We start from the raw sequence: 23,896 nt of genomic DNA, 5'->3' as shown, positions 1-23,896 counted from the left end.
TCGTACCTCGTTCGAAATGACACTTTTTTTTATTAAAACATTTTAATTAATAATGTCCTCTTTTTAATCTCATTTTATTTCTATCGAATATCATCCCGTTAAAGGTTTTATCTTTAAACTTACTGTTTAAAGCAGCTTGTTGCTGGGCCGATAACAGGTTGATACCTGCCAAGTTTTGTACTTGTTGCTGAGGCGTTGAGTAAGTACCAATGTTGATATATGATAATGAACGGGCTAATAGGTTTTCAGCTGGGTCGCCAAAATCATGGGTCACATCATCAGATGAGTAATAGCCGGGATAGTCGGCAGATGCCGGTTGCATACCCGCGTAATAACCACCTTTAGCTGCCGCGTTTTTAGTTTCAAACTCGGCTATGTACAGGGTGTATCCCCCAACAGGGATACCAAAAAAGCCTACTGGCTTACCGTAGCTTGTAGTACCTACCAGCTTAACATTCATATGCGGAATCAGGTTATTAATAGCTAATTCGCTTGCTGATGCGGTACGGTTCGTCACAATAAATATCACATTATTTATGCCGCTCAGGGTTTTCTTTTTGGAGAAATTAACAGTGTTTTTGGGTATTGAAAAATCGCCTTTGCTAATAGCGAATATATTGGATAGCAAAGGATAATTATCGGCTTGTAAACCAGCATTAAAATACGAAGTATACATGGTAGTACCGCTTTTTGCGGCTGGTATGATCAGGTTATCCAGGTATTCGGCAGTTTCAACATAACCACCGCCATTGTAGCGTAAATCAACTACCAAATCTGTAATATTATTTGATATAAAGTGATCAAAAGCGGCATCAAGCTTACTTTGCGCGTTGGTTAAAGCGGTAAATGTTGATAGCACAAGGTAGCCTACTTTTTTACTGGCTGTTACATTATATATGGTATCCTTCATTACCGGGTTTGCGGTATAACTTGCCGCTGTAACAGTGGTGGTATAAGTTGTATTATTGGCACGTTTCAAAGTCATGGTAATGCTTGCGGCAGACAAAGCAGCATTGATATAAGAAATATTTGATGAAACTGAACCATCCAAGCTTGGAACACCGGTGATAGCGGTAATTAATTCGCCACGGTGAATACCTGCTTTGGCGGCAGGTGAACCCGGGTTTACATAGCGGATACGCAAATCGGTACTGTTTAGTGGACCGTAAACTGGGAAAAAGCCAAAATCGGCATTGTTACCTAACAGCGTTTGGCCGGTTTGGCCCTGATCAATAAACGAATATTTTGATTCGCCGGGATATGATGAATTATATTCGTATGGCTTCTGAGTAGCAGGGTTTATTTTCAATTGCGATATGGCATCAATTTCGCTTTGTAAAGAATTGATATCGCTTGTTGATGAATATTGGCGCGGATTAAAAGCATCGTATGATGGGATGGCATCGTTCCACAGGTAATCTTCTTTAGCATAATAAAATACCGAATCTTTAACCAGATCAATACTTGGCGTATCTGTACGGTGTTTACAGGATTGGGTAGTAATGGCAGCAAATGCTAATAAAATCAAGTAAAAGTATTTCTTCATAGTTTTAATTTACACTTATAAATATACAGTTTATTATAACACCACAGGTTAAATGCTGTTAATTACAAGTTTAACGTAAAACACTAACAGTTAGTTTATTGGTGCGTTATTTTTTTTACAGGGATAATCATAAAACCATCTCCAAAAAATCGACACCGCTTGCTTCTGCGCATAGCTTGTCAAATTTGGTATTACCTACCATAATGATATCACGGCGCTCAAGGTTGTATTGTTTCAAAATGTGGTGTATAGCGTCGGGTTCGGGCTTGGCGTTTATCTCTTCGGCAAAGTAACAGGTGAGGTATTGTTCCAAACCGTGCCACTCGGTTTGTTTTATTTTGTTGAGTTGCTGTTGCGGATCGCCATTGGTGAGGATAAAGATCTGTTTACGATCAACCACAATATCCTGCAAAAGGGTTAAAGCATCCTTATATAACAGCAACTTTAACGGCAGGCGGGCAGTTTGGTGTAACATATCAAAATTATACCGGTAGTCTTCGCTAATGTTGAAGCGTTGGCGCACGCGGGTAAAAACTTCGGCGGGGCCCTCTTCCTCAAAAGTTGTGGTCATTAGTTTGGTAAGGGCTTTGGCATCCAGCATTTCTTTATATTCTAAAAAACTGGCGAAGAGATAATAAACCTGCAACAGGTAATCCTTTTCGGGATAGAGTACATTATCTAATTCAAAAACGAACGCTTTTTTTCGCGTATCAATATCGGTGTAAGTGAACATTTAGTCGGCGGTAAAAATGATATAGTCTTCGGTATTTACTTTAAAAACTCCGTTAAGGGTTTTATCCTGCAAAAGGGCAACAGCATTTAAAAAATCACCTTCAACTACGCGGCCCTTTTCAACAATTACTACGCGGCCGCCTATTACTTTGTGAGGAATATTATTAGCTATGGTATTTACTGAAGGTACAACCAAAGTAATATCAAATTCTTCAAATAACTGACGGGCCTCGGCTAATGGTAAAAGTTCTGCACGGCGCAAGGGGTATAATTTATCTATTTGCTTATCCAGGCATAGGGCCAGCATTTGGTGTACAAACGCCGATGATTTTGGGTTAGGCGTTACCACCATTTTGCCCGACTTAACTAACAATTCGGGCATATCATAATGGTCACCCAAAATCACATCATCAATTGCGAGTATATTTTTTAGTTGTTGCGCCTGTGCCGAATTTGCCGCTGTTATTAGTACGTTCATAATGTTTACCTATAAATTATCAACTATCATTCCGTCTTTCATCAGTATTTTACGGTCAGAGAGGTCAGAAAGTTCTTCATTATGGGTAACAATTATAAAAGTTTGGTTGAATTCGCGGCGCAAGTCTATAAATAACTGGTGTAATTCGCGGGCGTTGGTGGAGTCGAGGTTGCCTGATGGTTCATCGGCTAAAATTAACGCGGGGTTATTGATCAAGGCCCTGGCTACAGCTACACGTTGTTGCTCGCCTCCGGATAGCTGATTGGGTTTATGATCGGCACGGCCGGATAAGCCCAGCATGCCTAATAATTGTTTGGCGCGTTTTTCGGTTTCGGCTTTGGACTGGCCGCCGATGAAGGCCGGAATGCAAACGTTTTCGAGTGCTGTAAATTCAACCAGTAAATGGTGGAATTGAAAAATGAAGCCAATTTGTTTATTACGGAAATTGCTGAGTTGCGATTTGCTCAATTTGCTTACATCCTGCCCTTTAATGGATACGGTGCCCGAATCTGCATTATCCAATGTGCCGATGATGTTGAGCAATGAGCTTTTACCAGCGCCGGATGCACCTACAATGGTGACTATCTCGCCATGGTTTACTGCAAGGTCTACCCCTTTTAATATTTGCAGCTTACCGTATGATTTATGGATAGATGTGGCTTTGAGCATAAGGGCAAATTTAATTAAATGTGCGGATGTGCAAATGTGTATATGTGCAAATGTTTTAAATTAACCATGCTGGTCATTTCGAATGATAATGAGAAATCTTTTGCGCGTACTTAGTATACTGTAGACTTGTCGCTTGCAGAAGATTTCCAGTCGTACCTGCCTGCCGGCAGGCTCCTTCGATTACAGAACTTTTTACTCTATTACTATCGTTTTTGGGAGCAGTTTATTGCTCGCCCGCATGAGGTTATCTGTGCTTTGCTGGATTTTTGCTTTGAGTTTTTCGTTGTAGTTGGGATGGTTGGCTAAAAAGGTGTTCACTATCTGGGCGGCCTCGGCACTTTGGTAGCTCCCGAAAGTGCTTGACAGCCATGATTGAGGGAAGAAGATATCGCCGGTTACCTGGATTGTTTGGAGCATATCTAAACTTTTAGCCAGATATTTTACCGATGTACCTTGTCTTAACGGGTGGTGCAGATAGCTTAACGCGGTTAGTACGTTTGATTCTTTAGCGCGATTTTTTAAATCCTGAAGACTGTGAAAAAATTGATCGCGAACCTTTACATCAGATGATAGTGCCGGGCGGATAAACTCGAAGCGTTTTTTTCGATCAGGATTGGTGATGCGGGCGTATTGTTGGGTTAGGATGGTTGTGTCGGCATCGTTTCTTAATGCCAGGGAGAATGACAGGCCAGTGTAATCATCTTCGGATAGTTTTACGCCTGCGGGTGGTTGCTGCTGTTTCCATACAGTGTAAATATTATTGCGTGCCGTTGCACTTTGGTAAATGCTTTGATAGGTGCTGAATAATATTTTTTTGTTGTTTGGCGCTGTTTGTTGTTGCAGGGCTTGCCATAATGCGCCTTCTAATTGGTCACTTGTTTTTTGGCGGTTCGCAGGGGTGATGAATTGCCAGTAAATACTACTGATGTAGCCAGTTATCAGCCGCAGACTCATTTCTTCTTTTTCGGCATTTAAAGCTTTGGTGTACAGATCAAGCAGCGCGGCGGGTTTGATGTAGCGGCCGGCCAGCATGTTTTCGTACAAGGAAATATAGGCAGAAGTGCGTTGCAGCGGGCTTTGAATTTCGGTTATAGAATTGTATAAATCTTTATCGGTTGGAAACAATCCGTAACCTTCGCCGCCAGAATTAAATAATACGTACATGGGGCGTTTGAGGCCCTGAGTTTCTTTCAGGTCTGCAACGCCTTTGGTCATGTTTACGGCGATGGTTTTGGTTGAACCGGGATAGTATAGGGTGATCTCAAAATTTTGCGTCCATGTGCGTGCGATGCCGCGTTCGGCGTGTTGCAGCAGGATGAAACGGGTTATCTTACCGTTTTTGGATACAAGGCTATAATTGAACACCGGTCGGCCTGGTTGGTTTACCCAGGTATTGTTCCATGTATTCAAATCCTCGGTGGTGTATTTGCCGAGGATCTTGATCAGATCGGGCCAGGTGGCGTTGTGGTAAGCGTAGGTTTTGAGGTACTCACGTACGCCGTTTTGGAAGTTTTCTTTTCCCATCAGTAGCTCTAACTGTCGCATCATGATGGGAGCTTTGTGGTAAATGATGTTACCGTAAAGGGAGCCTGCATCCTTCAAATTATCCAGATTTTGACGGATGGGATTTGCACCAAGGGTACGGTCGATACCGTAAGCGGCAGGGAAATGATCTGTCAAGAATTTAAGATTGAAAGTTTCATCGCCCATCAGAGAGCCAGTTACCTTATCGGCCATAAAGTTGGCGAATACCTCTTTCATCCACACATCGTTAAACCAATCCATGGTTACCATATCGCCAAACCACATGTGGGCGGTTTCGTGCGAGATGAGGTTGAGGCGGGCGATGATCTGATCTTGCGTAGCGCTGGCATCTAAAAATAAGCTTGACGCTTTGTACTGTACTTCGCCGGGGTGTTCCATGCCGCCGAACTGGAAATCGGGGATACCAACGAATCCCATTTTTTGAAATGGGAACGGGGTGCTTGTCCAGTTTTCCAAGAAATTGACCGCATCGCCATGTGCTTTGAAAATGGCATCGGTGCTTAATTGTATTTTGGTTTTATCGGTTTCACGGTACAAAAACTCGGGATTTAGTTTGCCGATATTTTGCTTTACCGATGTGAACTTACCTGCGGCGAAAGAGAATAAGTAAGTGCTTAATGTATCGGAAGTTTTAAAGCGATAGGTTTTATTTATTGCTGTTAAGGTTGAATCCTGAATGGCACCATTGCTCAAGGCTTTCCAGGTTAATGGGAGTTGCAGCGTTAGGGCGAATGTGGCTTTTAGATTGGGTTGATCGAAGCAGGGGAATACCGTTCTGGCCCTATCGGGAACGAATAGGGCGTAGAGGTAATCATCGTTACGATTGAGGGCGCCATTGCCTGCAGTAAAGTGCAGGTTGATGGTGTTTTTACCTGGGAGCAGGTATTTGGCTTCTAAAAGCAGGTGTTCCTTTGTTTCGTTTACTGCTGCCGGTTTACCGTTTATCTCTATTGATTTGATTTTAGCTGGCTCTTCTTTAAAATCCAGTTGCAGTGGCTGGCCGGTTTGTTTGAAGTTGAAGGTTATGGTTTCGGTAGCCTCGATATCCGTTGTCTTAGTTTCGGGGATGGTGAGGTTGAGGGTGTATTGGAGGTTGCGAATGTTGGCAGCGCGACTTTCGGCGAGTTGTTTAGATACGCCGGGGTCGATGGTTTGGGCTTGGGTTGCAGTTGTATATGATAGGACTATAAGCAGGAACTTGGTAAAACGCATGTGTAGGTATTTGATAATGGCAAATTACTGGATTTTTTTTTAACGGGGGATAACAAAGTGGTGACATCTTTGAATGGTGGCTCTGTATAGTTTCCGCTCATAGCCGACAAGCCAAATGGCTTGTAAGCAGTAGGCTTCTTTGCCGCACAGGCCTTTTACCTGCCTGCCGGCAGGCAGGCGCACAAGCGGAGAGAACTCCACGGGCTGAATGCTTGTGCGGCTTAGGCTTCACGAGGCCCGCGCTATGCACAAACAGGAGGCCCTTCCCTACCGCACTGCCCACCACGTTCTCTCCGCTTTTGGCCGAAGCTGTCTGCTGACGAGAAATTGGGTTTTGAGTTTTGGTTTGAACCTTTGTTTTGCGTTAGGGATAGTAGTGGAAAGCCCGGAGGCACGTCTATCAGTGGCGAGGACTTGGAACGGATAGCCCGGGCCGAAGGCAACGCCCAAATGATTATCTAAATTTTAGTTATTCAAACTAACATTAGCATATAAATTAAACTCCTATCCATTATACCTTAATCAAAATCATAAAAAACATCACTCCCACTTGAAAAAACATTGAAAAATATCACCAAAAAAGAAGATTCCGTTTCGTTGTAATGGTTGAATTTAATAGCTTTACCGCACAAAATATCTCGAACGAAATGAATATTCACGAATATCAGGGTAAAGCTATACTAAAAAGTTTTGGTGTAAGGATTCAGGAAGGCATTGTTGCCGATAATGTTGAACAGGCTATTGAGGCCGCGAAAAAGTTGAAAGAAGACTTTGGGTCGGACTGGGTGGTTGTTAAGGCGCAAATTCACGCTGGTGGCCGGGGTAAAGGCGGTGGCGTTAAGCTGGCTAAAAACCTTGACGATGTGAAGGAAAAAGCCGGCGCTATTTTAGGTATGACTTTGGTTACTCCGCAAACCGGTCCGGAAGGTAAGTTTGTTAGTAAGGTTTTAGTTGCTCAGGATGTTTATTATCCAGGCGCTACCGAAACTAAGGAGTTTTATATGAGTGTTCTGTTGGACAGGGCTGCTGGTCGTAACATCATTATGTACAGTACCGAAGGTGGTATGGACATTGAAGAGGTTGCCGAGCACACTCCGCACCTGATATTTAAGGAAGAGATTGACCCTAAGGTTGGTTTACAAGGTTTCCAGGCTCGTAAAATTGCTTTTAACTTAGGTTTGAGTGGTGATGCTTTTAAGGATATGGTGAAATTTGTTGCTGCTTTGTACAAGGCTTACGACGCTACAGATTCGGCTATGTTTGAGATCAACCCTGTTTTAAAAACAAGCGATAATAAAATATTGGCCGTTGATGCTAAGGTTAACTTAGATGATAACGCGCTGTTCCGTCACCCCGACTTTGCCGCTTTACGCGACACTGCCGAGGAAGACCCAATGGAAGTTGAAGCGAGCTTAAGCAACCTGAACTATGTAAAACTTGACGGTAACGTTGGTTGTATGGTTAACGGTGCCGGTTTAGCTATGGCGACCATGGACATAATCAAAATTGCCGGTGGTGAGCCTGCTAACTTTTTGGACGTAGGCGGAACCGCTAACGCGCAAACTGTTAAGGCTGCTTTCAACATTATTTTGAAAGACCCTAACGTTAAAGCTATTTTGATCAACATTTTCGGTGGTATTGTTCGTTGTGACCGTGTTGCCCAGGGTGTTATTGACGCTTACAAAGAAATTGGCGATATCCCGGTTCCGATCATCGTTCGTTTACAAGGTACCAATGCTGTTGAGGCTAAGAAATTGCTTGACGAAAGTGGTTTGAAGGTTAAATCGGCTATATTATTGAAAGAAGCTGCTGATCGAGTTAAGGAAGTATTTGCTGCTTAATTAGCCTTTTTTGTTTTCGGGGATTGCAAATCCCCGGTGATGTTAAGTCCGGGATTATAAATCCGGACTAACGAGTAAAGCGATGGGTTTAGACTCATCGCTTTTTTTGTGCTACGATCAGCGATATTATTAAAGGAGAATAATGAGATTTTCTCCTTTTTTGTTTTATATTTAGTAAACCATAATAACCTTATCATAATGAGTAATGGAGTAGATATTGAGGTAATAAGAAAAACCTATGAACGAAAAACTGATGAAGAATTAGTACGCGTTGTAACCCAAAACTCTGCCGGTTTAACGCCCGAAGCTATTGACGTAGTTAAGGCAGAACTTAAAAAACGCAATATAGATGCAAGTGTTGCACGAAGTGTTGACGCGCAGAATAAACAATATACAATTGAAGAGATAGATGCTTATTGTGCTATAATTCAAAACCTGCCTTGCCCTGTAACAGGCAGTACCGACGAAAAGTTAAATGCTACAATCGTAGCTGAAGTAATCAGTTTTATAATTTTCACCAATTATAAAAAAAAGATGCTCATTGCCAGCCCGGATGCTTTGGACAAGGCTAACAATAACGCTTTGGTAAAAACAGCCATATTAGGTTGGTGGGGGATTCCCTGGGGAATTATCAAAACTATTCAGGCGATAAATTTGAATATTAAAAACAAACGATCAAACCGGGCAGACGGCCCTAATGATTATTTACGGGGTTTTGTATTGAGCAGGGTTGGACAAATAGAAGCATTTAAGGACAACCCAAATAAACTGGCTGAGATCATTTCGTTGTGATGATATTACTCCAATGAATATTGCTAAAAGAACTTATAGATCTATATAACGTAAAGGGATAACTATTTCAGTCTTTTTTATTCGTTGCAAAATCTACTCAAAATAGAATCCGTAAAGATTTGACAACTTTTAATTACTGCTTCCCATCCATCGATATTAACGATTTTGAAGTAATGATCTTTAATGCGGCTTCTTCAGAAAAACCAACTTTTATTAAGGCATCATAATAGGCTTTAGTCACCTGGGCCAGTTTGGTTGTGGTTTCGGGTTTGCTGTATCTGTATATTTTTAACTGGGTACTAATGCTGTTGAGGCTAAAAAATTGCTTGACGAAAGTGGTTTGAAGGTTAAATCGGCTATATTATTGAAAGAAGCTGCTGATCGAGTTAAGGAAGTATTTGCTACTTAATTTATTAGCTATTTGATATAAAAAAGGGAGGGCATATGCTCTCCCTTTTTTGTTTTCGGGGATTGCAAATCCCCGGTGGTGTTAAGTCCGGGGATTATAAATCCGGACTAACGATGGAAATGCAATCCTCTAATTAATTAGAACTATCGCAACCGGTATTAAACTAATTAATGCCAAATTAACGTAAAAATGCCATTCTTTTTTAAAACAGACTGCGCCTAATAATAACGTAAATACAAACACTACACTTATAACTAAAGCAGCAATACCGGTATACATATAATTATACCAATGACCGATCTGGTGACTATCGGTAAAGTGCTCTGCAACCATTTCCACGCTCAATCCGGCTTTAAATACGATAACCCAATACACACTGTAGAACAGGAAAAGGATAATAGTTACCGGGTGTTTTTTTAATAGCTGTACCAAATATTGCATATCAGTAGTGATATTTTATTGACGTAACCTATAGGTTGTGTTGCAGCAGCAAATTCCTTAACTAGGCTTACTACTTCCCATCCATCGATATCAATGATTTTGAAGTAATGATCTTCAATGCAGCTTCTTCAGAAAAGCCAACTTTTATTAATGCATCATAATAATTTTTTGTTACCTGGGCCAGTTTTGCGGTTGTTTCGGGTTTGCTGTAAACTTTTAGTTGGGCATCGAGTATGCTGGAGTACATGCTTCCCATCATTGGGCCTACACCGTCCATAATCCCTTTAGGCATTGGTGCTGTAAAATTGCTACTTACATTAAAAGCCGTGTCTTGTTTAATTTCATTTTTTGCACCTCGTGGCGGAGCCATCAATACTACATCGGTTACCTTAACACGTTCGTTAACGGCAGGCGCCGATTTGGTTAGGCTTACATTGTAAAAGTTAAAATAAAAGTTGGTGCCGGGTTGCTCAAATATGTAATGGGCACGTTCAACTATGTTGATGGCTTTTGTACCGGATTTAAGCTTTTGAAAATACACCTTAAAGCTTACTTCCTGTCCATCTTTTGTCGCGGTAATTTTGTTGGGCTTTAGTGGGATGCCTTCCGATTTTATATAGTTATACTTCTCTTCGCCATTGGCATCCTGCAGATAGATGCCTTTATTAATTTCAACCCAGGCACCCGGATTTGGAAACGTATGTTTAAAGCTTACCACGGTATTAGTTTTGGTAACCTCTATTTTAGTAACAGTTGTATTATGCGCTTCGGCATAACCAACTTGCGGCATGGTTACCGATTGGCAATAGGCTATGGCCGGGCATAGCGTGATAAAAAGCAATAGTGATTTGAGTTTCATGTGGTTTAGTTTTTATTAAAGATATGTATTTTAATAACATAGATATCTTAATATATGTTAAATTTAAGATGGTGATTTTGTATCTTTGTATAGCGATATTTCAACGTCTATTATGCTGAAACGAGTTTGGCATGGTGATGAAATAATTCTTACAATACCCCCCTGAAAATAGAATCAGGAAGTAAAAGCCAAGAATCAAAAATTTAAAATTCTTACTTTATCCCCTATAAGTTCGCTCTGTAAGTCGGGGATTGCTTCGTTCCTCGCAATGACGCGCGGAGATGAATACATAAAACATCTTTTTTAAAACACCCACTTTTACCCCCCTATCCTCAGTTATTCAGGTTATTGGAAATTTGTAATTTGGCGTATCAGAATATACCATTTGTTTATCTTCGTTCCATGCAGCCTACAGACGCTAAAAAAAGAATCCACGAGTTATCCACCGAATTAAAACAGCATAATTACAACTATTATGTGCTGGCTATGCCAACTATTGCCGACTTTGATTTTGACATCAAACTAAAAGAACTGGCGGAATTGGAGAAACAGTTCCCTGAGTTTCTGGAAGAGGATTCGCCTACGCAACGTGTGGGTGGCGAGGTGACCAAGGAATTTGAAACAGTGCGGCATAAGTGGCCTATGATGAGTTTAGGCAACACCTATAACGAGCAGGAACTGGTTGATTTCGACGCGCGCATTCGTAAGGCTATCGGTGATGATTTTGAGTATGTGGTTGAACTGAAGTTTGACGGTTTATCAATGAGCCTCACCTATCAAAACGGTAAGCTGCTGCGTGCCGTTACCCGTGGTGATGGTGTGCAGGGAGATGATGTGACCACCAATGTGAAGACGATACACAGCATCCCGAAGAAACTGGACGAGGGCAATTACCCTGAACATTTTGAGATACGTGGCGAAGTATTTATGCACCGCAAAGCCTTTGAGCGCCTCAATAATGAACGGATAGAACAGAACGAAGTACCATACGCCAACCCAAGGAACTTTGCCTCAGGCACTATTAAACTACAGGATTCGCGTGAGGTAGCAAAACGCCCTTTAGACTGCTTTTTGTACTTTTTATATACGGATAAACCGTTATTTAAAACGCATTGGGATAGCATTATGGCTGTTAAAAGCTGGGGCTTTCATGTTTGTGAACATACTAAGCTTTGCAATAATATTAGTGAGGTATTGGAATTTATAGCCATTTGGAACGAGAAACGGCACGACCTAAGTTATGATATAGACGGGATTGTTTTGAAGGTTAATAGCTATGCACAGCAACAAGAGTTAGGTTTTACAGCTAAATCGCCACGATGGGCCATATCTTACAAATACAAGGCACAGCAAGCCGAAACAGTTTTAGAGAGTGTAAGTTACCAGGTTGGCCGTACGGGATCGGTTACGCCGGTGGCTAATTTGAAGCCGGTTTTACTGGCGGGTACTACGGTTAAGCGAGCTTCGTTACATAACGCTAATGAAATATTGAGGCTTGATTTGCATGAGGGTGACAGCGTGTTTGTGGAGAAGGGCGGCGAGATCATCCCAAAGATCATCAGCGTAAATCCGCTAAAGCGGAAGGAAGATTCGCCGGTTATTCAGTATATAACACATTGCCCTGAATGTGGTACGGAGTTGGTACGACAGGAAGGTGAAGCCAATCATTACTGCCCTAATGATGAGGGTTGCCCACCACAGATAGTTGGTAAGATGCAACACTTTATCGGCCGGAAGGCGATGAATATTGATGGGTTAGGTGATGAAACTATTGAGACGCTTTATCAGAAAGGATTTTTGCGCCACATCAGTGATATTTATGACTTGCATAAACGCAGTGATGAGTTGAAACAGCTTGGCAGGTTTGGTGAAAAGTCTATCAATAATATGATGGATGGTATCGAAAAATCAAAGCTGATGCCTTTTGAAAAGGTTTTGTTTGGGATGGGCATCCGCTATGTTGGTGAAACGGTTGCTAAAAAATTGGTGGCTTATTTTAAGACCATCGATAACCTGATCAAAGCCAATGTTGAGGAACTGACCGCCGTTGATGAAATAGGTACCCGCATTGCCGAAAGTTTGGTTGAATACTGGAGCAACCCTGAACATGTGGAGCAGGTTGAACAAATGAAAGTGCAGGGTTTACAATTTGTATCTGATGAGAAAGAGGTAGTATTGGCCAGTAATAAACTGGAAGGTAAAACCTTCATTATCTCGGGTACGTTTGAAAGATCGCGCGAGGAGTTGAAGGATATTATTGAGCAGAATGGTGGTAAGATATTGAGCAGTATATCGGCCAAATTGAACTATTTGGTGGCGGGTGATAATATGGGCCCGGCTAAGTTGGAGAAGGCTACCAAGTTGAATGTGCCGATCATTAGCGATGAGGAGTTATTAGCTATGCTGACCGCTGATTAATGATGATTATTTGATTTCGCTGATTTATTTGCAAGCATTCTTATAATTTTTCCAGATTTATTTACTTGAATTTACGCCTTAAAATCATCAAAAATCAACGAAATCATGGTAATCAAAAATATAATCAACGGTTCAAAAACATACTTTAAACGATCTAAACATATTTTTTCTATCTTTACAGCCTGATTATTGATAATGGAAATGTTTAACGGAACCGGGGTTGCTATGGTGACTCCTTTTCATCCAAATGGTGATGTAGATTTTGGTGGCCTCGAGGCAGTAATTAACCATATTATTGGAGGCGGAGTAGATTACATTGTAGTGCTGGGTACAACCGGCGAAACAGCTACTTTAACCAAGGATGAGAAGAAGCAGATTTTTAAGCGCAGTGTTGACCTTACCAATGGCCGTGTACCTTTGGTTGCAGGGATTGGTGGCAATAATACTTACGAGGTTTTAAAAGATATTGAAGCTTTTGATATTACGGGCTACAGCGCTATACTTTCGGTTAGTCCGTACTACAGTAAACCTACCCAGGAAGGTATTTATCAGCACTACAAAGCTATTGCCGAAAAATCGCCTTTGCCTGTTATTTTATATAATGTTCCGGGGCGTACTGGTAGCACTATTAGTGCTGAAACAACGATACGCCTTGCGAATGATTTTAAGAACATTGTAGCTACTAAAGAGGCTTCGGGCAGCTTTGATATCTTTAACCAGATTATGCGCGATAAACCGGCTGATTTTATGCTGATATCGGGCGACGACCCGGTTACTTTGCCGATGATAGCGATGGGTGCTTCGGGTATTATATCGGTGATTGGGAATGCGGTGCCGAGGGTGTTTTCGGATATGATCAGGCTTTGCCTTAAAGGCGATTATGCAGCGGCCCGTCCGTTACATTATAAGCTGATAGAGTTTACAGCACTTATGTTTGCCGAAGGCAACCCAGGTGGTGTGAAGCATGCTTTAAAAGAGCTGGGCATTTGCGGCGATACGCTTAGATTGCCATTGGTAAATGTGAGCAACTCAACTGCTCAAAAAATAGGCATACAATTACAACAGATCAATCTGGTTGCACAACCAGCCTAAATATCCGCAAATAAAAAACCCGGCTTTTGGCCGGGTCTTTTACTAATAATTACATTATTATTAAGCCTTGTTTTTAGACTCTTGTACTTCTAAACGGATAGCTTGAGCAAGGTTTTTCAAATCTTGCATTCCTTTACGTACACGGGTTCCAGCAGCGCTGTTACCTTTGTTGTAGAATTTGTCAGCATCACCTTCTAATGAAGAGATAAGTTCTTTTACTTTTGTGAATTTTTCCATTTTTCAAATACTCCTTTTAATAATGAGGTTAAAATTGTTTTAAACTATGTGCTAATGTAAAATGTTTTTTCATCAAAAAAAAACATTTAAAGCACTAAATAGCCGCGTAGAGGCGGTTTTTTTCCACATTTTTTAGTTTTGGAGGTATTCATTTGCAAATGTAGGGGATTACCTCAAAAGCTATTTTTAGCAAAATTATAATTATGCGTGCATAATTTAACTAATCCCATAACAATCAGGCTCAATAGCATAAAGTATTATAAATATCACATTGAATGTAAGTGATAAATATAGAGAGCAAAAGCCATAGTTATTTTATTATTTAGAACGAAAAAAGTACAAAAAAAGCCGCTAAATGTTAATATAGCGGCTTATGATGATATAAATAATGGTTAAAATCAGGCAAAAGCCATCTTTAATTCTTTATAATGTCCGGCTTTTAGCTTCTCTCCTACCTCGGTAAAGGCAGAAAGTGTTAGTTCAACATCAGCCAGCGAGTGCATCGCTGTTGGTATCAATCTCAGTTGGATCAATCCTTTTGGGATAACCGGGTACACCACTATGGAGCAGAAGATGCTATAGTTTTTACGCAGGTCCATGGTTAAAGCTGTGGCTTCGTTCAGGTCGCCTTTTAAAAATACAGGTGTTACCATGGTATTGGTTACGCCGGTATCAAAGCCACGTTCGCGCAAGCCGGTTTGCAGTGCGGTTGCTATATTCCATAGCTTCTCACGAAGTTCGGGTCTTGATTTTAATAGTTCGAAACGCTTTTGTAAACCAATTACCATTGGCATTGGCAATGCCTTAGCAAAGGTTTGTGAGCGCATGTTATAGCGAAGGTAGTTTACGATTTCTTCGGTAGAAGCTACGAACGCTCCAATACCCGCCATTGATTTGGCAAAGGTTCCGAAATAGATATCTACACCTTCAATACAATCCTGCGCCTCGTGGGTTCCGGCACCGGTTGCTCCCATTGTACCGAAGCCGTGAGCATCGTCGATCAACAAACGGAAATCGTATTTATCCTTTAAGGCTACGATCTCTTTTAGTTTACCTTGCGCGCCCGACATGCCAAATACTCCTTCGGTGATCAATAAGATACCACCGCCAGTTTGTTCGGCCAGTTTGGTGGCGCGTTCCAACTGCTTATCACAGCTTTCCAGATCGTTATGCTTGTATACAAAGCGCTTGCCCATATGCAGGCGAACACCGTCAATGATACAGGCATGTGATTCACCATCGTAAACGATCACATCATTACGATCAACCAGTGTATCAATGATAGATACCATTCCCTGGTAGCCATAGTTCAGCAAAAAGGCATCGTCCTTTTTTACAAATTTGGCCAGGTCTTGCTCTAATGCTTCGTGGTATTTTGAATTACCCGACATCATACGGGCACCCATTGGATAAGCCATACCGAAATCGGCAGCACCTTTGGCATCAGCCGCGCGTACTTCCGGGTCGTTAGCTAAACCTAAGTAATTATTTAAACTCCACACTAAATGCTCTTTCCCTTCAAATTGCATGTGCGAGCCAATTTCGCCCTCTAAACGAGGGAACGAAAAGTAGCCATGCGACCATTTAAGGTGCTGGCCCAAAGGCCCCATGTTATTTGATATCTTTTTAAATATATCCAAAATCGTAATGTTTTAAATCCTCTGTAATGTACAAATATAGCGGTTAAAGCGGTGAACAGCAAGCGCTATAACTTTTTATAATGGTTTATAACGAAAAAAGCCCCTGTATAAATACAGAGGCTTTGAATAAAGTTTTGAACACACTAATGAACTTAGTCTACATTGTCATGCAGAAAAGAATTGTTATTTCTGATCTCGGTTTTACCTTCATCATCAGTTAATAAACTAAATCTTGAGATCTGGCTTTCTGATGATTGCGGAGTTTGTTGTAAGGCTATCTCTTTACGTTTGTAAGCCGGTACGTTCTCCAATTCCTGAATGTTACCGTTACGCAGTTTCATGCTCAGGTCCTTCAAACGCATAATGCGCTCACGCGATTTACGCAATTGATCTTCGATAGATTCATCGGTTTTATCATCATCTGCACCAACAATTGGCTCGGGTTCTGGCTCGGGCTCGGGCACAAATACAGGCTCGGGTACAAAGGTTACCGCTTCTACAACTTCGGGAACTTCAAATTCCATTTCTGGTTCTGATAGTTTGAAGGTGAAGCCGGCAGTGTCTGCAACCTCTTCCTCTTCGGCAGCAGGTTCTTCTGGTTGGAATGAATATTTGATAACCGGTGGCTCTTCGCTTTTGGCGAAAAGATCAAATAAACCGGTTTGCTTTTGCTCTTCGGCAGCAGGATTAGTGCCTTTCATGTAAACACCAGCGGCAGTTCCTTCCTGTTTAACAACAGGGTTAACAAACTCGTTAACCGGACGGGCCAATGGTTTATTTTCGGGAACAAGCATCGAAATTACCTTTTTGGTACTTTGTTCCTTTTCGCGCTCGTCTTTAGTTTGGAAACCGGTAGCTATAATTGTTACTGAGATCTGCTCGCCTAAAGATTCGTCGCGACAGTTACCCCAGATCAGATCAGCAGATAAACCTGCTTCCATCTGGATAAAATCGGTAATGATGCTCACCTCATCCATAGTTACCTCGGTAACGCCTGATGTAATGTTCAATAAGATATAACGGGCACCTTCAATTTCGTTATCTTTCAATAGCGGAGAAAGCAATGCACCTTCAACAGCTTTTAAAGCACGGTTTTCACCTTCGGCAGAGCAGCTACCCATAATGGCTACGCCACTGTCTTTCATTACAGTGCGCACATCCTTAAAGTCAACGTTGATATATCCCGGTAAGGTGATGATCTCGGCAATACCTTTGGCGGCTGTGGTCAATATATTATCTGCCTGTGCAAATGCCGAACCTAAGGTTAAGTTTCCAAATATCTCGCGCAAGCGATCGTTTGAAATTACCAGGAACGAGTCTACATGTTTTTTAAACTCTTCCAAACCTTCTTCGGCCTGCATTTTACGGCGCTTACCTTCAAAAGAGAATGGCGTGGTAATAATACCAACCGTTAATATATCCAGTTCGCGGGCCGCTTTGGCTATAATAGGGCTTGCGCCTGTACCGGTACCACCGCCCATACCTGCTGTTATAAATAACATTTTGGTATTGCTGCCAAGCATCAATTTAATATCGTCAATATTTTCGATAGCTGAGTTTTTACCTACTTCGGGGATAGAGCCTGCGCCCATTCCTTCGGTTAAACTTGCACCTAATTGCACCTTGTTAGGGATAGGGCTCAACTCTAAAGCCTGGGCATCGGTATTACAGATGATGAAGTCGACACCGGTAATTCCTTGCTTGTACATGTGGTTAACAGCGTTGCCACCACCGCCGCCAACACCAATAACCTTGATGATGGACGACTTTTCTTTTAACATCTCAAACTGCATAATCCTTGTTTTTCAGCTATATGTGATTGACGATAATTCAGATTTCATCTAATGTAATATTAAGAGTTTTTCCACATAGTTTATTAACAATTGTCAATAATGTGGAAAAGTAATTTACCTGTTGAAAACTCCTATTTCAAGAAGTCCTCATCCTTAATATCGTCTTTAATAAATTTCTTTCCAGACTCTAATATCTTACCAAACAAACCAAATTTACGTTCATCTGTAAGTTTTGCCTTTTCAACCTTAACCTCTTTTACCGGCAGATCCATGTCTTCCATTTTCTGGATCCCTTTGATAAGCAAACCAATACCGGTAGCAAAAGTCGGGCTTTGTAATTCCTCATAAATCGCTTTTGGCAATACCTCATTTTTGGCCAGGTGTTCGTTAGGGTAACCTACACGGCAATCTAATCCGGTAACGTACTCAACCAATTGCGGCAGGTGCTTTAATTGCGCGCCACCACCGGTTATTACAATACCTGCTATCAGTTTCTTTTCGTAGCCTGATGATTTGATCTCGTAATAAACATGTTCTACGATCTCTTCCATACGGGCCTGGATAACGTAAGCCAGGTTTTTGATCGAGATCTCTTTTGGCTCGCGGCCACGTAAACCTGGCACACATACAATTTCGTTATCCTTGTTCTCGTCGGCCAAAGCAGAACCGAAACGGGTTTTCAATTGCTCGGCAATGTTGCGCATTACAGAACAGCCTTCGCGGATATCTTCGGTGATACTGTTACCACCGAACGGGATCACGGCGGTATGACGGATGATACCTTCGTGGAAAATAGCCACATCGGTAGTACCGCCACCTATATCAACCAAAACAACGCCGGCTTCTTTTTCCTCATCGCTCAATACAGCTTCGGAAGATGCCAATGGCTCAAGAATTAGGTCCTGACTTTCAAGACCGCCTTTGTTTACACACTTTACAATGTTTTTAATAGCAGTAACCTGGCCGGAGATGATGTGGAAGTTGGCTTCCAAGCGTACGCCAGCCATACCAATAGGATCTTTAATACCCGGCTCGTTATCCACCGTGAACTCCTGCGGCAACACATGGATGATCTCTTCGCCCGGAGGCATCACCAGGTTGTACATATCCTCGATCAGCTTCTCGATATCCTTGCGGGAGATCTCGGTATTCAGATCGCGACGGGTAATTAAACCTCGGTGCTGCAAACTTTTGATATGCTGACCCGCGATACCCACGTTTACAACTTTAACCTCAACGTTTGATTGAGTGCCAGCGATATCAACAGCCGCCGTGATGCCCTGAACGGTTTTATCAATATTAGATACCATACCACGGGTTACACCCGCAGATTCGGCTTTGCCGATACCTAATACCTCTATCTTTCCGTTCTTGCTTCTGCGACCAACAATAGCGCATATCTTTGTTGTACCAATGTCTAATCCCACAACAATTGGTGAACTTTTTTCGTTTGTCTGGCTTTTGTCCATATCTCTGCTTATTAAAATTGTACTTTACTTTGTGTTGTATCCGGTTTTATCTTTATTTCTTCCTTTTTCTTAGTTACAGAATCGGGTTTCAATAATGTATTTTTAATACCAACCACCTGGTTAGCATATTTAATGTTAATTATTCTGTAGGCATCCTGCCCTACTTTTGGCAATGCCTGTTTATAAAACACCAGCAGGTTACCAAACTTGGTAGCCAACGAATCGGCGTTACCCAGCAATATTTTATGGTTACCTACTCTTGGAATTAATTCCAGTTCGTGATCTGTATTGACATAGATCTGTACGATCTGCGCGCTCCATAATGAATCTTTACGAATAAAGTCGGCTGTTCTGTACAAGTCTTTGGTTATAGCGTTGTGCAATGAATCAACCCGGTTACCAAACAGCTCGTCAATTTCGCCGGTAGCTACCAAAACCTTAGCGGTGAAGTTTTGCGACAGCGGCATTTTCATACCGTATTGGTCTATATAAAAATCCTGATCAAACTTATTAACCACCCGTAATATCGGTTGGCGCTGACTGATCTCGACATGGATCACACCATCCATCTCCATATAAACTTTTGCAAACTCAATAAAAGGATTTGCACGGAGCTTACTTTCAAGTGCCTGGATGTTGATATCTTCCAGTTTATGGCCTATCAGCGCGTTGTTTTTTACCTGTAAAATATTATCAACCTCTTCCTTATCAATAAAATACTGATTGCCTGGTATGTATATCTTCACATCGGTGCAAACTACTCCGGCCTTTTTATATTCAATAAAACTCATAAGCGCAATAATGCCACCTATGCTGGTTACCCAGGCAAAGCCGATCAATATTTTACGCCATATTGGGTTCTTAAACATTTTGCAAAGCCTTTTTTAAAGGTTCAACCAATTGATCAATATCGCCCGCACCTACTGTTAACAGCAACTCGGGCATTTGTTTTTTCACTAAATCAACACTCTCTTTTTTACCGATGATACGTTTGTTCAGCATTTTCATGCGGCTTAATATCATATTCGAATCCACGCCTTCGATAGGCAACTCACGGGCGGGGTATATATCCAATAGCAATAGTTCGTCGCTCATATCCAATACCTCTGCAAAACCGTCGACAAAATCGCGCGTGCGGGTAAATAAATGCGGCTGAAATATTACTGTCAGCTTCTTTTCAGGGTATAACTTTTTTACTGATGTAATGCAGGCACGCAACTCTTCGGGATGGTGCGCATAGTCATCAATGTAAATATGCTTTGTCGATTTTACGATGTATTCGAAACGACGCTTTACTCCTTTAAAGGATTTTAAAGCCTTTAAAATATCATCGGGTTTAACTTTCAAATACAAGCAAGCCTGTATAGCGGCAACCGCGTTATCAATATTATGAATGCCGGCAATGCCCATTTCAATATTCTTGATATCAACCGTACCGTTATTGAAATCAAAATAGAAAGTTCCTTTTTCTATGCTGATGTTAGCGCCAACTACATCGGCAAAAGTATTGATGCCATAGGTTACACCATTATGGATATGCAGGCCTTTGTGATAGATGAGCTTACCGCCAATTTTTAGCTGCGAGGCAAACAACTGGAAAGATTCTGTTAGATGCTCATGGTCTCCATAAATATCCAGATGATCGGCATCCATTGATGTGATGATGGCGATGTTTGGGTGCAGTGTGAGGAACGAGCGATCATACTCATCGGCCTCAACCACCATTACTTTACTTTTACCAAACAGCACATTAGTACCATAGTTAGACGCGATACCGCCCAAAAATGCAGAACAATCTATACCTGAAGACTTCAGGATATGCGCTATCATGCTTGAAGTTGTGGTTTTACCGTGGGTACCAGCCACGGCAACCGTTAGCAAGCTTTTGCTAATGATACCTAATACTTGTGAACGTTTCTTCGGATCAAAACCCTTGTTCCGGAAAAAACTCAATATCTCTGAGTAATGCGGAATTGCCGGGGTGTAGATGATCAGCGTTGAATCATTCGGTTTGTAAAAATCAACCGGAATATCTTCGGCGTTATCATCATAAATTATACGGATGCCTTCTTTAACCAACTCGGCAGTTAAGGGGGTAGCCGTTTTATCATATCCGCAAACAATGCAGCCCAAATGGTTAAAATACCGCGCAAGGCCGCTCATACCGATGCCCCCGATACCTACCAAGTAAACTTTTTCAATGTTGCTTAACTTCATTCTCTTTTTAATAAAGCCCCCTCTTTTGGGAAAGGGGGCCTTGATTTAATTGTTAATTGTTATTTGGATAACCTCTTTAGCAATAACTTCGTCGGCTTGTGGCAGGGCCAGTTTACCTATGTTAGTGCTTAATGTTTTTTGTTTCTCTTTATCTTTTAATAATTCTAAAGCCGCGTCAATCAACTTTTCTTCGGCATCTCTATCGGCAACAAAAACCGCCGAATTGGTTTGCATTAAAGCCAAAGCATTTTTAGTTTGATGATCTTCCGCAACGTTTGGCGATGGTACCAATATCACCGGCTTTTTGATCACACATAACTCGGCAATAGTGCCCGCGCCTGCTCTGGATATAATTACGTCGGCAGCGGCGTAAGCCAGATCCATCCGGTTTAAAAACTCCATTATCCGAACGTTAGGGTGATAATCCTCACCCAGTTTTTCGATGATGCCTTTGTAGTAGTATTTACCTGTTTGCCAGATGATCTGAACATCGGCAGCGATAATCTTATCTAAACCGGCCATCACACTTTTATTCAAAGTACCCGCGCCTAAACTTCCACCTGTTACCAGGATTGTTTTTTTATTAGACGATAGCTTCATTAATTCTATCGAAGACATGCGCTTGTTAGCAATATCAACCGACTCCTTACGAATAGGATTACCTGTTTTTATGATCTTATCTGCAGGAAAAAACTTATCCATACCATCAAAAGCCACACAAATCTTTTGCACCTTTTTAGCCAGCCATTTATTGGTGATGCCCGCGTACGAGTTTTGCTCTTGTATTAAACAAGGAATACCTTTTAACGATGCCGCATACAATAACGGGCCAGATGCATAACCACCTACACCAACAGCGGCATCGGGTTTAAAATCTTTAATAATGGTGAGTGCCTTGCGCACGCTTTTTAATAACTTGATAGGGAACATTACGTTTTTCCAGATGGAGCTGCGTTGTATGCCCTGGATATCTAAACCAATAATTTTATAACCTGCCGCCGGAACTTTTTCCATCTCCATACGGCCCAAAGCACCAACAAACAGAATCTCGGTTTGAGGATCGAGCTTTTTTAAAGCATTGGCAATAGCGATAGCCGGGAAGATGTGTCCTCCTGTACCTCCGCCACTTATGATAACACGAGCCCCCCCCGCCCCCTGAAGGGGGAGCTTTTGATTAGCAAAGTCGCCTTTCGGTAACTTTTGATTTGATGCTTCGTTAGTGCTTTTCATCGCTCGGTTTATATGCTGTTAATTATCTCTCTTTTATCAAACTATCCATTCCCCCTTCAGGGGGATTAGGGGGCCTCTACTTCTCTAATTTCTCCTACTACTACTTTTCGTGGCTCATCATTATCGCGGCTAACCGAGAGTATGATACCGAATGCTATACTGGTAAATAATATGGATGTACCGCCCATACTTACCAGTGGTAAAGGCACACCTGTTACCGGACCTAAACCTACAGCTACCGCCATGTTGGCAAACGCTTGTATAGTTAAACTGAAGCTTAAGCCGCAGGCCAGCAAAGCACCAAATGCTTTGGGCGCCTTCGTGACAATTTTAATGCAGCGATATAGCAAGAACAAATAGATGCCCAATAATGCAAAACCACCTATTAAACCATATTCCTCACATATAATGGCGTAAATCTCATCCGAAAATGAATCGGGTAAATAATTACGCTCGGTACTGTTACCCGGGCCTTTACCGAAAATACCGCCAGATGCGATGGCTATCTTAGCATGATCTGACTGGAAGGATTTATCAGAACTTACCTTTTCGGGATGCATGAAAGTGTGGATACGCGAGATGTAAGTTTTACGCCTCGGACCCAAAAAGATAACACCGGTTAATAAAACCGCGCCTGCTAAACACACTACAGCAATCTGCTTGATACTGATACGACCGATGATCAGCAATAAAATGCTTACACCAAACAACATCAAAGCTGTTGATAAGTTGGCCAATGCGATCAAAATAAATATCACACAAACCGAGCCCATGATGGGGATAAACGATTCCTTAACGTCCTTAATATTCTCTTGCTTACGCGATAAGGTACGTGCTAAAAAAGTAATCAGTGCAAGCTTGGCCAAATCGGAAGTTTGGAAGCTTAAACCAGTACCCGGTATTGCTATCCAACGGCTGGCATCATTCACATGGCTACCAAAAATCAAGGTGTATAACAGCAATGGTATGGTAACCACCATCAATATTTTAGAGATACCGGCATAGTAACGATAATCCAGTTTGTGCGAAATATACATCAATGTAAGGCCACCCACTATCATGAATAAATGCTTCATCAGGATAGATTCCGCGCCCACGCCACGCTTAAAGGCAAGCGTTCCGGTTGAGCTGTATACCGCTAACAGGGATATCAGTGATAGTAAGATCACGATAAGCCATATCCATCGGTCGCCCCGGGTTTTATTTAATATGTTATCTAAACTGGCAATCATTTACCGTTGATTAATATTGATTTTTATAATTTCGCTGATCCTTA

The 23,896-nt window shown here is 41.7% G+C and carries 19 protein-coding genes; 4 read left to right on the top strand and 15 right to left on the bottom strand.

Features of this window, described 5'->3' with window-relative positions:
* Positions 1-46 precede the first annotated feature (46 nt).
* The 5 genes from ABIN91_RS07235 to ABIN91_RS07215 all read right to left on the bottom strand — a co-directional run bounded on the left by ABIN91_RS07235 (position 47) and on the right by ABIN91_RS07215 (position 6,182).
* Entirely contained in the window at positions 47-1,546 is a 1,500-nt protein-coding gene (locus ABIN91_RS07235) for a S41 family peptidase (RefSeq protein WP_348049986.1), read from the bottom strand.
* Positions 1,547-1,673: 127 nt separating this feature from the next.
* The gene (locus ABIN91_RS07230) at positions 1,674-2,279 is read right to left on the bottom strand and encodes an HAD hydrolase-like protein (RefSeq protein WP_348049984.1); all 606 of its coding nucleotides are present in this window, start codon (positions 2,277-2,279) and stop codon (positions 1,674-1,676) included.
* Positions 2,280-2,756, bottom strand: coding sequence for a hypothetical protein (locus ABIN91_RS07225; protein WP_348049982.1), 477 nt, complete (start codon positions 2,754-2,756; stop codon positions 2,280-2,282).
* 9 nt (positions 2,757-2,765) lie between these two features.
* Positions 2,766-3,425 carry an ABC transporter ATP-binding protein gene (locus ABIN91_RS07220; RefSeq protein WP_348049980.1) on the bottom strand — a complete coding sequence of 220 codons (660 nt, stop codon included), beginning with the start codon at positions 3,423-3,425 and terminating at the stop codon, positions 2,766-2,768.
* Between the two features lie 192 nt (positions 3,426-3,617).
* Entirely contained in the window at positions 3,618-6,182 is a 2,565-nt protein-coding gene (locus ABIN91_RS07215) for a M1 family aminopeptidase (RefSeq protein ID WP_348049978.1), read from the bottom strand.
* 647 nt (positions 6,183-6,829) lie between these two features.
* Here ABIN91_RS07215 and sucC point away from each other — a divergent pair.
* Both sucC and ABIN91_RS07205 read left to right on the top strand, forming a co-directional pair.
* Positions 6,830-8,023 (top strand): ADP-forming succinate--CoA ligase subunit beta, encoded by a 1,194-nt coding sequence (gene sucC / locus ABIN91_RS07210; protein WP_348050199.1) that lies wholly within the window; start codon positions 6,830-6,832, stop codon positions 8,021-8,023.
* 198 nt (positions 8,024-8,221) lie between these two features.
* Complete coding sequence (locus ABIN91_RS07205) at positions 8,222-8,815, top strand: hypothetical protein (protein WP_348049976.1); 594 nt, start codon at positions 8,222-8,224, stop codon at positions 8,813-8,815.
* 538 nt (positions 8,816-9,353) lie between these two features.
* On the opposite strand, the gene ABIN91_RS07200 is transcribed toward ABIN91_RS07205, so the two are convergent.
* Together ABIN91_RS07200 and ABIN91_RS07195 are read right to left on the bottom strand one after the other, a co-directional pair.
* Complete coding sequence (locus ABIN91_RS07200) at positions 9,354-9,665, bottom strand: hypothetical protein (protein WP_348049971.1); 312 nt, start codon at positions 9,663-9,665, stop codon at positions 9,354-9,356.
* A 70-nt stretch (positions 9,666-9,735) separates the two neighbouring features.
* On the bottom strand, positions 9,736-10,524 hold the full coding sequence (locus tag ABIN91_RS07195) for a hypothetical protein (RefSeq protein WP_348049969.1): 789 nt from the start codon (positions 10,522-10,524) through the stop codon (positions 9,736-9,738).
* A gap of 402 nt (positions 10,525-10,926) precedes the next feature.
* On the opposite strand from ABIN91_RS07195, the gene ligA reads away from it, so the two are divergent.
* Positions 10,927-12,942 carry an NAD-dependent DNA ligase LigA gene (gene ligA, locus ABIN91_RS07190; RefSeq protein ID WP_348049967.1) on the top strand — a complete coding sequence of 672 codons (2,016 nt, stop codon included), beginning with the start codon at positions 10,927-10,929 and terminating at the stop codon, positions 12,940-12,942.
* A 195-nt stretch (positions 12,943-13,137) separates the two neighbouring features.
* Positions 13,138-14,034 carry a 4-hydroxy-tetrahydrodipicolinate synthase gene (gene dapA / locus ABIN91_RS07185; RefSeq protein WP_348049965.1) on the top strand — a complete coding sequence of 299 codons (897 nt, stop codon included), beginning with the start codon at positions 13,138-13,140 and terminating at the stop codon, positions 14,032-14,034.
* Between the two features lie 60 nt (positions 14,035-14,094).
* Here dapA and ABIN91_RS07180 read toward each other — a convergent pair whose 3' ends face one another.
* The 8 genes from ABIN91_RS07180 to ABIN91_RS07145 form a co-directional block, all read right to left on the bottom strand.
* Positions 14,095-14,271, bottom strand: coding sequence for a histone H1 (locus ABIN91_RS07180; protein WP_348049963.1), 177 nt, complete (start codon positions 14,269-14,271; stop codon positions 14,095-14,097).
* 398 nt (positions 14,272-14,669) lie between these two features.
* Positions 14,670-15,911 carry an aminotransferase class I/II-fold pyridoxal phosphate-dependent enzyme gene (locus ABIN91_RS07175; protein ID WP_348049961.1) on the bottom strand — a complete coding sequence of 414 codons (1,242 nt, stop codon included), beginning with the start codon at positions 15,909-15,911 and terminating at the stop codon, positions 14,670-14,672.
* Between the two features lie 152 nt (positions 15,912-16,063).
* Positions 16,064-17,704, bottom strand: coding sequence for a cell division protein FtsZ (ftsZ, locus tag ABIN91_RS07170; RefSeq protein ID WP_348049959.1), 1,641 nt, complete (start codon positions 17,702-17,704; stop codon positions 16,064-16,066).
* 131 nt (positions 17,705-17,835) lie between these two features.
* On the bottom strand, positions 17,836-19,173 hold the full coding sequence (ftsA, locus tag ABIN91_RS07165) for a cell division protein FtsA (protein ID WP_348049957.1): 1,338 nt from the start codon (positions 19,171-19,173) through the stop codon (positions 17,836-17,838).
* A gap of 11 nt (positions 19,174-19,184) precedes the next feature.
* Entirely contained in the window at positions 19,185-20,042 is an 858-nt protein-coding gene (locus ABIN91_RS07160; protein WP_348049955.1) for a cell division protein FtsQ, read from the bottom strand.
* A complete protein-coding gene (gene murC, locus ABIN91_RS07155) occupies positions 20,035-21,390 on the bottom strand; it encodes a UDP-N-acetylmuramate--L-alanine ligase (RefSeq protein WP_348049953.1) in 1,356 nt (451 codons plus the stop codon). Before murC ends, ABIN91_RS07160 begins: the two co-directional genes overlap by 8 nt.
* 45 nt (positions 21,391-21,435) lie before the next feature.
* Entirely contained in the window at positions 21,436-22,620 is a 1,185-nt protein-coding gene (gene murG, locus ABIN91_RS07150; protein WP_348049951.1) for an undecaprenyldiphospho-muramoylpentapeptide beta-N-acetylglucosaminyltransferase, read from the bottom strand.
* Between the two features lie 65 nt (positions 22,621-22,685).
* Positions 22,686-23,852: an FtsW/RodA/SpoVE family cell cycle protein gene (locus ABIN91_RS07145; RefSeq protein WP_348049949.1), complete on the bottom strand. Its 1,167-nt coding sequence runs from the start codon at positions 23,850-23,852 to the stop codon at positions 22,686-22,688.
* Positions 23,853-23,896 lie beyond the last annotated feature (44 nt).

It is taken from the genome of Mucilaginibacter sp. (assembly GCF_039921305.1).
GTDB lineage: Bacteria > Bacteroidota > Bacteroidia > Sphingobacteriales > Sphingobacteriaceae > Mucilaginibacter.
Note: the sequence above shows the minus strand (reverse complement) of the source record. Positions and strands in the feature narration are given on the sequence as shown.